The organism is Arthrobacter sp. N1 (assembly GCF_048288285.1).
Taxonomy (GTDB): domain Bacteria; phylum Actinomycetota; class Actinomycetes; order Actinomycetales; family Micrococcaceae; genus Arthrobacter_D.
The window spans coordinates 3,595,879-3,611,134 of record NZ_CP102608.1 but is presented as its reverse complement, the minus strand read 5'-3'; the positions used below and the strand labels follow the sequence as shown (position 1 = coordinate 3,611,134).

At 64.4% G+C, this 15,256-nt stretch carries 13 protein-coding genes; 8 read left to right on the top strand and 5 right to left on the bottom strand.

The annotated features are described in order from the left end of the window. Positions 1 to 462: 462 nt before the first annotated feature. The 8 genes from rpmH (at position 463) to NVV32_RS16815 (ending at position 6,440) form a co-directional block, all read left to right on the top strand. The gene (rpmH, locus tag NVV32_RS16850; protein ID WP_022892375.1) at positions 463 to 600 is read left to right on the top strand and encodes a 50S ribosomal protein L34; all 138 of its coding nucleotides are present in this window, start codon (positions 463 to 465) and stop codon (positions 598 to 600) included. Between the two features lie 82 nt (positions 601 to 682). Next, positions 683 to 1,063, top strand: a complete 381-nt coding sequence (gene rnpA, locus NVV32_RS16845; RefSeq protein WP_055766179.1) for a ribonuclease P protein component — start codon at positions 683 to 685, stop codon at positions 1,061 to 1,063. Further along, entirely contained in the window at positions 1,060 to 1,422 is a 363-nt protein-coding gene (yidD, locus tag NVV32_RS16840) for a membrane protein insertion efficiency factor YidD (RefSeq protein WP_414826592.1), read from the top strand. Before rnpA ends, yidD begins: the two co-directional genes overlap by 4 nt. A 2-nt stretch (positions 1,423 to 1,424) precedes the next feature. Further along, the gene (gene yidC, locus NVV32_RS16835; RefSeq protein ID WP_422390938.1) at positions 1,425 to 2,387 is read left to right on the top strand and encodes a membrane protein insertase YidC; all 963 of its coding nucleotides are present in this window, start codon (positions 1,425 to 1,427) and stop codon (positions 2,385 to 2,387) included. Continuing rightward, positions 2,384 to 3,004 carry a protein jag gene (locus tag NVV32_RS16830; protein WP_082471167.1) on the top strand — a complete coding sequence of 207 codons (621 nt, stop codon included), beginning with the start codon at positions 2,384 to 2,386 and terminating at the stop codon, positions 3,002 to 3,004. Before yidC ends, NVV32_RS16830 begins: the two co-directional genes overlap by 4 nt. Then, positions 2,997 to 3,668 (top strand): 16S rRNA (guanine(527)-N(7))-methyltransferase RsmG, encoded by a 672-nt coding sequence (rsmG, locus tag NVV32_RS16825; protein WP_422390937.1) that lies wholly within the window; start codon positions 2,997 to 2,999, stop codon positions 3,666 to 3,668. Before NVV32_RS16830 ends, rsmG begins: the two co-directional genes overlap by 8 nt. A 119-nt stretch (positions 3,669 to 3,787) precedes the next feature. Then, a complete protein-coding gene (locus tag NVV32_RS16820) occupies positions 3,788 to 4,885 on the top strand; it encodes a ParA family protein (protein ID WP_422390936.1) in 1,098 nt (365 codons plus the stop codon). 454 nt (positions 4,886 to 5,339) lie between these two features. Further along, on the top strand, positions 5,340 to 6,440 hold the full coding sequence (locus NVV32_RS16815; RefSeq protein ID WP_422392069.1) for a ParB/RepB/Spo0J family partition protein: 1,101 nt from the start codon (positions 5,340 to 5,342) through the stop codon (positions 6,438 to 6,440). A 3,110-nt stretch (positions 6,441 to 9,550) separates the two neighbouring features. On the opposite strand, the gene trxA is transcribed toward NVV32_RS16815, so the two are convergent. The 5 genes from trxA to NVV32_RS16790 all read right to left on the bottom strand — a co-directional run bounded on the left by trxA (position 9,551) and on the right by NVV32_RS16790 (position 15,095). Further along, entirely contained in the window at positions 9,551 to 9,877 is a 327-nt protein-coding gene (gene trxA, locus NVV32_RS16810; RefSeq protein WP_055766189.1) for a thioredoxin, read from the bottom strand. 25 nt (positions 9,878 to 9,902) lie between these two features. After that, complete coding sequence (gene trxB, locus NVV32_RS16805; RefSeq protein WP_422392068.1) at positions 9,903 to 10,937, bottom strand: thioredoxin-disulfide reductase; 1,035 nt, start codon at positions 10,935 to 10,937, stop codon at positions 9,903 to 9,905. Between the two features lie 192 nt (positions 10,938 to 11,129). After that, positions 11,130 to 12,737, bottom strand: a complete 1,608-nt coding sequence (locus NVV32_RS16800; RefSeq protein WP_422390935.1) for an ABC transporter substrate-binding protein — start codon at positions 12,735 to 12,737, stop codon at positions 11,130 to 11,132. Positions 12,738 to 12,809: 72 nt separating this feature from the next. Next, positions 12,810 to 14,537 (bottom strand): murein biosynthesis integral membrane protein MurJ, encoded by a 1,728-nt coding sequence (gene murJ / locus NVV32_RS16795; RefSeq protein ID WP_082471170.1) that lies wholly within the window; start codon positions 14,535 to 14,537, stop codon positions 12,810 to 12,812. Between the two features lie 78 nt (positions 14,538 to 14,615). After that, on the bottom strand, positions 14,616 to 15,095 hold the full coding sequence (locus NVV32_RS16790; protein WP_055766198.1) for an NUDIX hydrolase: 480 nt from the start codon (positions 15,093 to 15,095) through the stop codon (positions 14,616 to 14,618). Positions 15,096 to 15,256 lie beyond the last annotated feature (161 nt).

Below are 15,256 nucleotides of genomic sequence, written 5' to 3'. Positions count from 1 at the left end.
GGAAAACCCCTCTTGGCTCTGCAGTCCACCCTCGAAAAGGTCCGTCATCCACAGACTTGTACACAAGGCGTGGATAAACGGACCATGGCAAGACTAGAGGATGGAAAGTACAGAAGATAGCGGACCTGCGGGGCCTGGACGGGGGCGCGGAGACCTTCACGGGAGCCTCGGGAGTGGCCGTGTACTGTTGGTCGGGTACCGGTTGTCCACAGGTTGTAGAGAAGTATGGTCCACAGCCGACCGACCGCGAGTTTGACGCCCCTGAGCCGCGTCCCCTAACGTGATGTAGTCCAACATGTCTGCATTTCGCATGCCATCACAGATGTTCCCGGGTACGAAGTGGCCTCGGGATGTGACAGCTCTCCCGCGAATGTCGGATGTACACCTTCATCGCGTCAGTCTGTTCTTCCCCCTTGTTGCAATGGGCCGGACGCATCTCAAGATCGTTCTGGAGTAACTACAGTGAGCAAGCGGACCTTTCAGCCGAATAACCGCCGTCGTGCCAAGAAGCACGGTTTCCGTCTTCGCATGCGCACCCGCGCAGGCCGCGCCATCCTGTCGGCGCGCCGCGGCAAGGGCCGTACCGAACTCTCGGCCTAAGCGGTTCCCTCCCCGCCATGCAGCCCTCGGGTGATCGCGCCGGCGCAGGCTCTCCTCTCCCCTCCGTGGATTGGTCCGACCTGTGCTCCCGGTGATCCATCGGGTGCGAGCAGCGGCGGATTTCGCACGTACCGTACGTTCCGGTGTCCGTTCAGGGCGCCGGAACGTCGTGCTATACGGGGCCATGACGTCGTCGGATGCCCCCTCCCGGGTCGGTTTCATCGTCGGCAAGAACGTGGGGAACGCCGTCGCGCGGAATCTCGTTAAGCGAAGGCTGCGCCATGTCATGGCGGAGTGGATCCGGACACACCCGCAGGGTTTCGACGTCGTCGTCCGCGCACTTCCCGCATCGGCAGGCGCCGAGTGGCAGGACGTGCACCGGGACGTGACGGGAGGGCTCGCAGCGGTGGTTCGGAAGCTGGAGCGGTCGCAGGTCCCGGAGAAGGAAGGCAGAGTATCGTGAAGAAGGTCGCCGTCGCTGTGCTGGCCTTCCTCATCGGTCTGCCGCGTCTCGCTGCGATCTGGCTCCTGATCGCGTACCGGAAGGTCGTCTCTCCGCTGTACGGCCAGGTGTGCCGTTTCTACCCGAGCTGCTCCGCCTATGCGCTGGAGGCGGTCACGGTCCACGGCTTCCTGAGGGGAACGTGGCTCGCCGCACGGCGGGTGGTCCGCTGCCACCCATGGAACGACGGCGGCGTGGATCACGTACCCGAGGGTTCCAGGATCTTTCCGGACGGGAAGGTCCCTTCGATTGTTGTGTTGAACCACCCGGTCATCCCGGCCGATGACGAAAGCCGCCCGGCGGCTCGAGGAGCAAACTGATTATGGGTTTTTTTGAGACGATCCTGGCGCCGTTCAGGTGGCTCGTGTCGTGGATCATGTTCATGTTCCACGAGGGCTTCTCGTTCCTCGGGATGGACCCGGCATCCGGGTGGACCTGGGTGCTTTCCATCGTCGGACTCGTCGTCGTCATCCGTGCCGCTCTGATCCCGGTCTTCGTCAAGCAGATCAAGGCGCAGCGCGGGATGCAGGCCCTGCAGCCGGATCTCCGCAAGCTGCAGCAGAAGTACAAGGGCAAGACCGACCAGCTCTCGCGCCAGGCCATGACGCAGGAGCAGATGGCGCTCTACAAGAAGCACGGGACGAACCCGTTCGCTGCCTGCCTGCCGATCCTCATCCAGATGCCGTTCTTCTTCGCGCTCTTCACGGTCCTCAACGGGATCTCCCGCGCGAGCGAGGAGGGCATCGAGATCGGCGCCCTCTCGCCGGAGTCCGTCCGCCAGTTCGACGATGCCACCATCTTCGGGGCTCCCCTCTCGTCCACCTTCCTCGGCAGCTTCGGAGCCGACGGGAACATCAGCGTGATCATCCTCTCCGTCATCATGATCATCGCGATGACGGCCTCGCAGTTCATCACGCAGAAGCAGATCATGGCGAAGAACATGTCCGAGGAGGCCATGCAGAGCCCCTTCATGCGTCAGCAGAAGATCATGCTCTACATCCTCCCGCTGGTCTTCGGCATCGGCGGGATCAACTTCCCGATCGGGGTCCTCGTGTACTGGACCACCACTAACGTGTGGACCATGGCTCAGCAGTTCTACGTGATCCGGAGGATGCCGACGCCGGGATCGCCCGCTGCGAAGGCACTGGCCGATCGCCGCGCCAAGAAGGGTCTGCCCATGGTCCCGCTCCTCGGCGAGCGGAAGGCCGAGCCTGCCATCGAGGCGGTTCCCGAGGCCCGGGTGCAGCGCGTCCAGCCCCAGCGCAAGAAGAGGAAGAAGCGATGAGCGTAGACAACGAAGAGCAGGCTCCCGAGCTCGACCCGAACGGGACGGACCAGAGCGGTCCCGGAGAGGCGGACGGCCTGGAGGTCGACGCCCCTGAGGCGGATGCTGCCGAGGAGACCGACGGTCCGGCGGGATCGAGGTCGTCGAGACTCGACGAGGAGGGCGATGTAGCAGCGGACTATCTCGAGGAACTCCTCGACATCGCCGATATCGACGGGGACATCGACATCGAGGTGAGGAGTGGCCGCACCTACATCTCCATCGTGTCCGAGGGCTCCGCCGACACCGGGCTCGGGGCCCTCGTCGGTGCTGACGGAGAGGTTCTCGAGGCGCTGCAGGAGCTCACCCGACTCAGCGTGCTGACCGCGACCGACGCCCGGTCGCGACTGGTTCTGGACGTCGACGGCTACCGCGACAGGCGTGGGCGGGAGCTGACGGCTGTGGCGCAGGAAGCCGTCGACCGGGTGAAGGAGAGCGGCGAGGATGTCGCTCTTGCTCCGATGTCCGCCTACGAACGGAAGATCGTGCACGACGTCGTCGCTGATCTCGGCTTCGTCAGTGAGTCCGAGGGCGAAGGTCAGGCGCGACACATCGTCGTGTCGCCGAGCGATGACTGACAGCCCGGATCAGGCGCCGGGAGCGATTCCTGAGCCGAGCCGGCACGAGCTCGCCGCCGCCGAGAGCATCTTCGGGGGCCGGATCGAGACCGCCCGCGCCTTCGTCGCCCATCTTGCGTCGTCGGGTATCGAACGGGGTCTCCTGGGGCCACGGGAGGTTCCCCGACTGTGGGGACGCCATGTCCTCAACTGTGCGGTGGTCGCCGACCTGATGGCGGTGGATACGACGGTCGTGGACGTCGGCAGTGGTGCAGGTCTTCCCGGTCTCGCGATCGCCATCGCCAGACCGGATCTCGAGTTGCACCTGGTGGAACCCCTGGAGCGGCGGGTCATCTGGTTGAACGAGGTCGTCCGCGATCTCGGCCTCGACAACGTGACGGTGCACCGTGCGAGGGCAGAGCAGTTGGTCGGTGATGTCGCCGGTGACTACGTGACGGCCCGCGCAGTGTCCGCCCTCACGACGCTGGCAGGATGGACCATCCCCCTGGCTCGTCCCGGCGCAGAGGTACTCGCGATCAAAGGGCGAGGGGCGTCGGAGGAGATCGAGAAAGCGAAGAAGGTCATCCGCACATTGGGCGGCGGGACGCCGGAGATCATCGTGATCGGCGATGCAGTACTGGAGGAACCCACAACGGTGGTGCGGATCCCCGTGCGGATCCGCTGATCCTGATTCCCCTGCCCGCGTTGGCTCCTTGCCGTCCCGGTCGGATGGCGGCTGAGTCCCGCAGCGTTCCGGCTACCCTTGTAGATAACGACGTCTGGCATGTGAGAGTGAGCAACCGAGTGACCATCAAGGACGCCCCCGTGAAGAAGGTCGAGGGCCATCGCGCCCTCGGCAACCCTCCCTCGGTCGGCTTGCGTGAAATACAACCGGGAAAGTTTGCAGATCGAGTAAATACAGGTGTCGTTCCACGTGAAACCCTGTCAGCGCGTGGCAAGACAGCCAATGCGGTCGACACGTCGACGAAGAAGACGGCCAGGGGCGGAAGCGTGATGGAGACGATGGACGACTCCTCGCCTCTCGGCCGGGAGCTGGCGAACGAGGTGAAGCGTCGGGAGAAGCTGCTGGGCAAGGAACTTCCCAAGCCGCGGAGTACCCGCATCATGACCATCAGCAACCAGAAGGGTGGGGTCGGCAAGACGACGACGACGGTCAACATCGCCGCCGCGCTGGCCACCGCGGGGTTGCAGGTTCTCGTGATCGACATCGACCCTCAGGGCAACGCCTCCACTGCACTCAACATTGACCACCACGCTGAAGTGGATTCCATCTACGACGTACTCATCGACGACGTCCCGCTCGGTGACGTGGTGGCGCCCTGCCCCGATGTTCCCAACCTCATCTGTGCGCCGGCGACGATCCACCTTGCTGGGGCTGAGATCGAACTGGTGTCCCTGGTCGCGAGGGAGCAACGCCTCCGCCGTGCCATCGACGTCTACGCGAAGGAACGGGAGGAGAAGGGTCAGCCGCGGCTGGATTTCGTGTTCATCGACTGTCCCCCCAGTCTCGGCCTCCTCACCGTCAATGCCTTCGTCGCGGCGAAGGAGGTGCTCATCCCCATCCAGTGCGAGTACTACGCGCTCGAAGGGCTGAGCCAGCTCCTGAAGAACATCGAGATGATCCAGAAGCACCTCAACGCGGATCTCGCCGTCTCGACCATCCTCCTGACCATGTACGACGGGAGAACGAACCTCGCGGCCCAGGTGGCGGCTGAGGTGAGGGAGCATTTCCCCGAGCAGGTGCTGAAGGCTGTGGTACCCCGCTCGGTGCGGATCTCCGAAGCCCCCAGCTACCAGCAGACCGTCATGACCTACGATCCGTCCTCGAGTGGGGCGCTGTCCTATCAGGAAGCTGCCGCGGAAATAGCCTCGCGTTCATAGGAGTTGTGGGTCCGGGTGATCCGAACCCCTGAACAGTACTGGTGGGCATGGGTCCACACCCGGAAGGAATGACATGGTTGAGAAACGGCGCGGATTGGGTCGAGGACTGGGTGCTCTGATCCCGAGTGCACCCGCTAAGGAGGAGCCAGAGGTTCTGCCTGCAGTGGAGCCGGTCGGCGCGTCCCGTGACGTCCCTCAGACGGACAGCAGTGATCGCAAGCAGGGTAGCCGGCCTGTCGATCTGTTCTTCGAACGCGTGACCGAGGAAGACGTGGCAGAGCAGCCACATTCGTATTCCTCCGCGCTGCGCAGCGGGATCAACAAGAATGTCCAGGATGCGCAAACGAAGCGCGTTGGTAAGACGTCCCGTAAAGCTGCGTCCGGTGGAGCGAAGAAGTCATCTACGTCAGAGGCGGGAGACGACGGCGCATCGTCCTCGGCCCCCGGGCAGTCGATGTCCACGCCGGCTGGGCCCCGGGAACAGGGCGACGTCTCGGAGCGGGATGCCCCCGATGAAACGGACCCGACGATATCCAAGGTCACGGGACATGCGGACGACGACCAGCGGTCGGCGCAGTCGGCCACACCAAGCGCTGGCCGGGAAGAGGGATCGGTTCCCCGCGGTCGCGCCGCAGCTGCCACCCCTGTTCCACGTGAAACGACCGGTAGCGGTCGGTCCGCCGGTTCCGTCAGCGCCGATGTCGTGGCTGGGGCTGATGCGGGTGCGGGTCTGGTCGAGGTACCCGGCGCGACCTTCGCGGACCTGCCGCTGGACGCGATCCATCCGAACCGCAAGCAGCCCCGCGTCGAGTTCAACGAGGACGAGCTCTCGGAACTGGTTCACTCGATCCGCGAGATCGGCGTTCTGCAGCCGATCGTCGTCAGGCCGTCGCAGGAGCCAGGAGAACCCCGGTACGAACTGGTGATGGGTGAGCGTCGGTGGCGAGCTTCGCGTGAAGCCGGTATGGAGACGATCCCCGCCATCATCCGTGTCACTCTCGACGACGACCTCCTGCGGGATGCCCTTCTGGAGAACCTTCATCGGAGCGCGTTGAATCCACTGGAAGAGGCAGCGGCGTACCAGCAGCTTCTCGATGATTTCGGGTGCTCGCATGACGAACTCGCAGGACGTCTGGGACGGTCCCGTCCTCAGATCTCCAACACACTACGGCTGATGAAGCTCCCTCCGCTCGTCCAACGTCGGGTGGCCGCCGGAGTTCTTTCAGCAGGTCACGCCCGTGCACTGCTCGGCCTTGCAGATCCTGCCGATATGGAGAAGCTGGCTCAGAGAATCGTTGCCGAAGGGTTGTCTGTTCGGTCCACCGAGGAGATCGTTGCCCTCAGTGGCGGTTTGAGGCGCGCTTCGAAGCCTTCCATGCCGAAGGATGGCGCTCGTCACGAACGGCTCGACTACCTGGCAACCTCCCTCGCTGATCGGTTGGACACCAGTGTGAAGATCACGTTGGGCGCCAAAAAGGGCCGCGTCAGCATCGAGTTCGCGAGTGTAGATGACCTGAACAGGATTATCGGTGTTCTAGCCCCGGCTCCTGAGTAGGCATTGGTCGCCCGCCCTGAGTCGCAGGTTCGATGATCTGCGCGGCGCGATCACGGGCGCTCGAGGTCCTCGATAGCGGTGCGTGGTGTTTCACGTGAAACGCCGTCGCCGGAGGATCGCTACCGATCATCGGGGGGCGGATTTTTGGGTAGGCGGTGGTTCTTTCGGTGGAGAATCCGCACCGGACTTCAGCCCGTGCGCTGTGGATTTGTTCTGCTTTATACGGCGTGTGCAGAAGTGAGCTGACCAGGTGCTGCTTGGCATCCGCCGTTGTCTGGGCTCCTCACAAGCTGCTTGCACCGGGGCGGCAGCTGAGACTCCGCGCAGTATGAAATAGGAGAACAGTCATGAGGAGGAAGAGGCTCCAGACCTCGTGCTCCCGGTCGGCAAACGGCTCGCCCCGCTGCTCAGGCTCTGGTACAGCGTGATTGTCGCCTCAACCCTGGTCACCTGTACAGCCGAAGACACGCATCATGCAGGTCTGCCAGGTACTACCCGGCGGAGTTGGCCGGTTATGTTCCTCGTTTCACGTGGAACATAAGGAGCTTTGTCGTGCGATCGTGGGAATGTTCCTTCTAACGACCGAGCTTCTCCAGCACTATCAGACCGCAGGTCTCATATACCTTTCGTCGCCAAGAGGAGTTCGTGCTGACAGCCCTGGTCAGGGAGCGTCAGGGTCGTGTGGGGTGCCGCTCAGAAGGCCACCACGCCGGGCTGAGGCAGGGACCATCTCCGTCTGTAGGCATACACTGCGCCATGCCTGCGGCGGAAGAGCCCGCTGGAAGGGCTCACGGTCGACCCCCGCAGGCATCTTGAAGACCTGGAGGGGAGCCGAGCCCCATATGGCGCGATCGTCCTGCTATGAGGCCACATCACTGCTGTGTTTCACGTGAAACGAGGAGCATAAGTAGTCATAACGAGCTCACTCGGCTCCGAGTCAGCTCACTATCGGGTCTTCGGGGCGGTCGCCTCCCCTGAACGAGTACCTTTCTCTCTGGTGCTTGTTGCGAGATGGATCCTAAAGTGCATCAGGCCCGGGAGCGACAGGTGTCCTATCGATCCCGCTCTCCGATCTGTGGTCAGCGATCCGCATACCGTCGGATGCTGGCGCAGTCGGGCAGCTCCGGCCGCCGAAGCCCGATCCATGTCCGATTCTGCGGCCTCTTCGTCACCTAAGCTGGCGCCGGCGCTTCGAAAGCTGCGCTCCAGCCATTTCAGGATGACACACTCGATTGAAGTGGGCCAAAGGTCCGGAGCTCTTCGTCCTCTGGGAGCGGATCAACGGCCCGGAGCCGGCTTGATCAGGATGGGTGCTTTCGCGCGGGAGGCGCGACCGCGGCAGCTGCGGCCTCCGTGGTCTCTCACGTGACATGGAGGCGCTTCTGCTGACGTCCTTGGGGACTTCGCCTCCTCGAATTGTCTTCCATGGACTCCCGGTTTCATGTGAAACGACGGCCGAAAGCCGAGAGTCGAACTGTCGACGAACAGCGCCGGTAGAACTCATCGGACTGATGGTGTGGCCACACACCGTTGCAGCGGGCTTGGTGAGTGGTGCAGCAGTCGTTCTTCAGCGCTAATTCAGCAGACTACGCTCACTCTCCCTCAATCGATCCGCCGAGTGGTCCGTCGCGCCGCAGTGCGATCCGTGCGAAGTATGCCAATGATGGGGCACGGTGCGCGTGGATGGCTCGTGCAAACCCGAGAGTTTGAGAGTTCGTAGATCCGGGAGACCGGGAGACCGGGAGACCGGGAGTCCGCGAGTCCGCGAGTTGGCGAGTTGGCGAGTTGGTGAGACGGAGAGTCAGCGAGATGGCGAGAGGGTGACAGGTGGAGAGTCTGAGACGGCGATAGGGTGACAGGGCGGGAGAACCAGAAGGGTGAGATATCTAGCCGGCGAGAGGGTGACGGGGCGAGAGAACGAGGGGCGAGAAGCTGAGATGGTCAGACAGCGACACCGTGAGATCGAGAGACCGAAGTTCGCAGGGCCTCGCTGCCGGTCAACCGGTCGAGAGCGGCACCGCTTCGGCGGAGGACGGCGCCTCGTGGTCAGCAAGACCACGGGAGCTGTCGTCAGGGAAGACACGACAGAGATCGGCTGCCCTCGGGCGTTTCTGTTCTACGTGAAACGTACACGCCGATCGGTGGTTCCGAGCTAGGTTCGACTGCGCGGAGTCGCGGTATGCAGGGGTGGGAGTAGTCCGGATTTCTTGTGGAGCGGTGCGACGCCACCAGTGCACTTCCCTGTAGTGAGAGTGCGGTCGGGGACGAGAACGTCCTGTCTACAGCTGGAATAGCGTGGACTCTCCCCTGTGAAGGCCGTCCTCATACCCGGGTGAAAACATAGAAAGTTGTCAAGTGCCCAACTACCTCCTCATGTTCTCTTCCCGAGTGACTGTCCTATGCGTTCCACGTGAAACATTGACAGCTGTGTTCAGTTCGAGGCGATCAGGAGGTGGGAAAGAAGTGCGATGTCCGGCCCTTACGTTGTGAAGTCTCCCAGGGCAGAAAGATCTTAAAGCATTACCGCCGACGAACCTCTGTCCAGGTCGTGACAGGGACCCGTATCGACGTGGCTCAGCGATCGCCGTATTGGGCCCATGAGGCTGCAATCGGCGTAGGGCACTGACGGGTGCGAGACAGTGATACCGCCCGTTGCTCCCGGGTTCGCATCGGGTCATGAGCCGAGTTCCTCCGTATGCAGGGTCTTCAACGTGCTGAAAGTTCCGTGCGGGAGGATCAGTCACGCTCCGATCAGACAGTCCGACGAAGGATCATGGCCGGGGTATCACGACGGTGAAACGGACTATGAAACGCTGCGCTGGGAGAGTCGAAAGTCGCCACGAGTCGGCATGGATGCCTAGCCCTCCTGATCGCTACCCCTCCCCGATTTCCCCACTCCTCGCGTGCTCGGGGACGGTTTCCAGTCACCACGTGCGGCGTGGCGTGAGCGACGTGGACGATCGAGGGTCGGGGCAGGTGACGGCGTACCAGGGCGGTCCTGCTAGATGAGGGTGGACGGTATGTCTCGAGAGCCATCCGTGACGCCTCTTGTGTTCCGCAGCATGAAAAAGGGACCCGCCTGTCGGCGGGTCCCTCGGTACTTCAGGCCATCAGTTGATGAAGGCCGCGAACTCCTGCTCGAGGACCTGCTTCGGCTTGGCGCCGATGGAAGTCGCCGCGACCTCGCCTCCCTTGAAGACGTACACGGCGGGGATCGAGGTGATTCCGTACTTCGCAGCGATGGCGGGGTTGTCGTCGACATTCACCTTGACGACATCGATCTTCTCAGCATGCTCGGCGGCGATGTCGTCGAGGATGGGCGACAGCATGCGGCACGGGCCGCACCATTCTGCCCAGAAATCCACGATGACGGGCTTGCTCGCCTGCAGGACGTCGGCGTCGAATGACGCGTCAGTCACATCCTTTGCGTTGCTCATTGCATTACTCCTTGTGATTGATCGATCAGAGGGAAGCGTTCTCGGACACGGCCTCTGCAGGCGGCGTGGGTACGCGCGCCGCTGTCTGGGACGCGCTCACGGTGTCTGCCAGATAGTGCTCGACGTCGAGAGCGGCCACGCATCCGCTGCCGGATGCCGTGATTGCCTGGCGATACGTCGGGTCGATGACATCGCCGGCGGCGAAGACGCCGGGGACCGAGGTCTTCGACGTCCGGCCCTGGACCGCGATGGTGCCCTCGACCGTCAACTCGAGCTGGTCTTTCACCAGATCGACACGAGGATCGTTACCAATAGCAACGAAGACACCGGTCACGTCGATATCGCTCGTCGTACCATCGACGACGTTCGCCACTTTCAGTCCGGTGACCTTGTCGGATCCATGGATGCCGACGACCTCGGAGTTCCACAGGAAGGAGATCTTCTCGTGGGCGAAGGCGCGGTCCTGCATGATCTTCGACGCGCGGAGGGTGTCGCGGCGGTGGACCACCGTCACGGACCGCGCGAACTTGGTGAGGAAGAGCGCCTCCTCCATGGCTGAATCACCGCCGCCGACGACGGCGATGTCCTGGTCACGGAAGAAGAAGCCGTCGCATGTGGCACACCAGCTGACACCGTGACCGGACAGGCGCTTCTCGTCGTCCAGGCCGATCTCGCGGTATTCGGATCCGGTGGAGATGATCACGGAGCGGGCCAGGAACTCCTCGCCGGTGGCGATGGTGAGCTTCTTGACGTCTCCGGAGAGTTCGGCCTTCACGACGTCCTCGTAGAGGATCTCGGTGCCGAATCGGCGGGCCTGCTTCTCGAACTGCTCCATGAGGTCCGGGCCCATGACACCCTCCGGGAACCCGGGGAAGTTCTCCACATCGGTGGTGTTCATGAGTTCACCGCCGGCTTTGACGGAGCTGGCGATCATCACGGGCTTCAGGTTCGCACGCGCCGTGTAGACGGCCGCCGTGTATCCGGACGGTCCTGACCCGACGATGATGACGTCGTAGATCTTCTGCTCGCCTTCGGTGCTGTGAACGGTGGGCGTGTCCAACTGGACCTCGGTGTGGGTTGTCACGTTCTCGAAAGACCTTTCTGTCTTCTCCATCGCTGATACGGCCGGTCCGGTCACATCTGCGGACACTTCCCTCAACGGAACCACACATACGCTTATTCCGTCGACGACGCCGGCCGATGCTCGACGTCGGTTCCCTGTCGGGAGCGGTTGGTCCGGTGCTCGCCGCGGTCAGCTGACCCGGATCTCGGCGATCCTGAGGCCGAACGGATACTGGGCCTGGATGTTCGACAGGCGCGGCAGCTGGGTGAAGTTCACGATGACGAATTGTCCGGTGGGTGGTCCGTCTGCTCCGGAGGGGATGGGCAGCGATACGGTAGGTGACGTGAATCCGCCCTGGGCGATCTGCTCCGCTCCTTCGAGCGTCGGCTGATCATTGACGAGCACGGAGAAACTCCCGCCCGCTCCGTTGAGCTGCTCGATGGTCACCTGGGAGATGGTCGACTCCTCCTCGAGCTGGACGACCAGTGCCAGATTGGTCGCCAGTCCGCCGAAGCTGTCACTCGCGTACACCTGATTGCCCCAGAAGGTCGCCGGGTTGCCGTCGATGATCGACGGCAGGGTGACATCATTGGCCGCGTCGAGTCCCGGGTTGTCGGGCACCACACGGGTGATGCCGGTGATGACGGGAGTGACGGGAGCTTGGGTGGGTTCGGCGGTGGCAGTCTCTGCCGGGGCCGGCGCTGTGGCGTCTTCCGTAGCGGGAGCGGCGCTGGAGCGCTCCGTCGCGGGGTCGGCGACGGGGTTGCCGTTGAAGATGGATCCGAGCTGCGTCGCCGCGAGGACCACCGCCACGACGAGGACCACGGTCAGCACGACGCCCACGAGGACCCGGGTGAACCTGCGGCCGTTGCTGTCCTCGTCGTCGTACTCGTCCCGACCGGCGTCGTCGTACCCGTCGCTCCCGTCGCTGTCGTCCCTGTCATCACTGGCATCCCTGTCGTCCCTGTCATCACTGGCATCCCTGTCGTCCCTGTCGTCACTGGCATCCCTGTCGCCCGAGAGCGGGAAGAGGGAAGCCGCGCGGGCTGACGACGACGGCGACGAGGAGGCCGCGGCCGTTCCGGCTGCCAGGCCTGCCGCTCCCGCTCCGGCACCTGCTCCTCCGACGCCCGATGGGTGGTCTGCGTCCTCGGAGCGCCGGTGCGGCTCGTCGACGGAGGATCCCCCCGGGCGGCGGTTCGGCGGCGGCGGAACGCGGTGGGAGGACGGTCGGTGGTCGGGTGCCGGCTCCGCGTCGACGGGCGGAAGGTCCGAGGTGTCGTCCTGCCGGGATTCCTCCGCGCCGTGGCGTCCGAAGCGTTCGCGGAGACCCGAGAGACGTGGTTTTCGCTGGTGCCGGGAGTCGTGGTCGTCCTCGTGGTCGTCGTCGTAGGACTCGGGTTCGGTGGATCGCGGGCCACCGAAGATCTCCGAGCCGAGGGTGTCCGTGAAGAACGGCTCCACGAAGGGCTGGTCCTCCCGCGGGGGATCCTGCTGGACGATCAGGTCCAGCATGTCCGCTGCCGGGGTGCGGTTGGTGACGAGGTAGGTGCCGGCGTCCGTGATGCCGAGATCGAGGACCTGGATGGCACTGTTCCTGTCACCGGTGGCCAGGTCGCGAGCGCTGGCCGCCACCTGCGAGGCGTTGCCGGAGGAGGCGACGAGAATACTGACGGGCCGGTTGAGGACCTGATCGACGCCGTCGAGCACGAGATCCTTCTCAGCAGATGCCAGGACGTAGGCGGTCACCTTGTACCGGCCGCCCAGCACTGAACCGACGTCTACTGCTTCTGGCACGTGTTCCTCCCGCGAGCATGGCTGATTTTTACCCATGCTACCGGTCACCCCGGCGTTTTCCGGGCGGCTGGGTCAGGCGCCGCTCCGGCGGAAACGCGCGAGGAGAGGGCCTGCGAATTCGTCGAGTTCGCGGACCCGGAGCAGTTTCAGCATGCCCAGGTACACCACTCCCATCAGCACACCGCCGATCGCGAGCACCAGCAGGGCGTTCAGCTTCGACTGCCAGAGGAAGCCGTCGGCGTCGTAGCCGCCGAACGCCCAGCACAGCGCCGTACCGGCGACTGCGGCGACGATCCCGGCGACGGCCAGGCGGACATGGACGTCGAAGACGTGCCCGGCACCGTAGCGGCCGATGGACCGCGTGAGGAAGGTATGACTCACGGCGACCGCGATGACGTTGCCCAGCGAGTAGGCGACGGCCAGCATGGGGACGATCAGCCGGGGGTCGAACATGCCGGCGACGAGGGCCAGCACCACCCCGACGACAGAGAGGACCAGCTGGATCTTCAGGGGAGTCTTCACGTCCTCGCCGGCGTAGAAGACCCGGGTGAGGAAGAAATTGGCGCTGAGGAACGGTGCCCCGATCGCAAGGATCGCGATGATGACACCGTTCAGGGCGGCGCTCTCGGCGGACTCGCTGAAGAGGACGCCGAGGGGTCCCGCGAAGGCAAGCAGTGCGGCCGACCCGAACACCGTCGCGACGCCGATGATCCGCAGCCCCTGGGACAGGGTCGCGCGGACCGCGGGGAGGTTGCCGTCCGCGTGTGCGGAGGACAGCTGGTTGAACATGACCGTGGCCAGGGACAGGGCGATGACCGCGTGCGGCAGCTGGTACACCATGGAGCCGAACTCGAGGTTGGTCAGACCGGCGATCTCGACGGGTGGATCCTGCGCGAGCAGGGCAGGGCGGGCATCGGTGGCGATCGTGGCGACGCGCTGGTTGACGAGGTAGAGGCCGTTGCCGATCAGCATCGTGACGATCGTGACGGAAGCGAGCCTGCCGGTGCGGCCGAGCCCCGTTCCGCGCAGGCCGAACTTCGGCCGCAGCCCGAGACCGAGCCGCTTGAGGGGGATGAACAGCACGAGGGCCTGGATGACGATACCGAGGGTGGTGCCGCCGGCGAGCAGCAGGGTCTGCGTCGACGTCCAGGTGTCGGGACTGTGCCGCTCTGCCTGCTCGCTCCCCATCAGGAGGATGAAGACCACCAGGAAGGCGATCGACACGATGTTGTTGACCACCGGCGCCCACATGTACGGACCGAAGGATCCGTTCGCGTTGAGGATCTGCCCCGTCACCGCGTACATGCCGTAGAAGAAGATCTGCGGCAGGCACCAGAACGCGAAGGTGGTGGCGAGGGCGAGCTTCTCACCCGTGAAGCTCGTGGTGACCCCGACGATGACGGGGGCCGCGAGGGTCGCGACGACGGCGAGGACCAGGAGCGCCATGGCCGCGAGGGTCAGGAGCCGGCTGACATAGTCCGCGCCGCGGTCTGGTTGGCGGCTGGCCCTGATGATCTGCGGGACCAGGACGGCATTGAACACGCCGCCGGCGAGCATGAGGTAGAGGAAGTTCGGGAGGTTGTTGGCCGAGGTGAACAGGTCCGAGACCTGGCCCGAGGCGCCGATGGCCGTCGCGAGCAGTGCCACCCGGACGAGACCGAGGATCCGGGAGACGAGCGTCCCGGCGGCCATGATGGCGCTCGACCGGGCGGTCGAGCCGCTGCGGGGGGCGGACGGATCGTCGCGGACAGGCTCTCCGGCGTCCTGGAGGGGGATCGAGGCGGTGTTCGTGTCAGACATCGCTTCCCATCGTCTCACCCCAGGGCACGACGACGGCGCGGCGGGTCGCCAGGGAGCGGCAGTATGGCCGCGGCCGACTCAGAGGTGTTCGGGAAGGACTTCGCGGGCGAGGTCGGCGATGCGGCGCTCGTTGGGGAAGGACAGCCGGCGGCCCAGCTCCTGCAGCGGTACCCAGGCGACGTCGACGGCCTCGTGGTCCGGATCGTTCTCGATCGTCAGGTACCCGCCGGTCGCGATGAGGAGGTAGTGGTGCACGGTCTTGTGCACACGGTGGCCGCTGACGGTGAACCAGTAGTCGATGCTCCCGAGCGCCGAGACGATCCTGCCCTCGATGCCGGTCTCCTCGGCGATCTCGCGGACCGCCGCTTCCTCGTTGTTCTCCACACCTTCCGGGTGGCCCTTCGGCAGGCACCATTCGAGCCGTCCACCGCGGTTGAGCCGGGCGATGATGGCGACGTCGAGGGTCTCCCTGGAGGCGTCGATGACGATCCCGCCGGCCGAGACCTCCTCCACCGTGGGGAGCTGGTGCTGCACGGCAGGCATACCCGTGGTTCCCATTGACACTGTCAACGGGGTGCGCTTCGGAGCACTCGGAACGGGCCGGTCCATACCGACCACTCTAACGATCTTTAAGCGGAGGCGATGACGGCGCAGCCCGGTGCGGAGCCGCCGGCGAGCCCGGGCCGCAGCTGTCGCGGACCCGCCCACGGTGTGGGAAA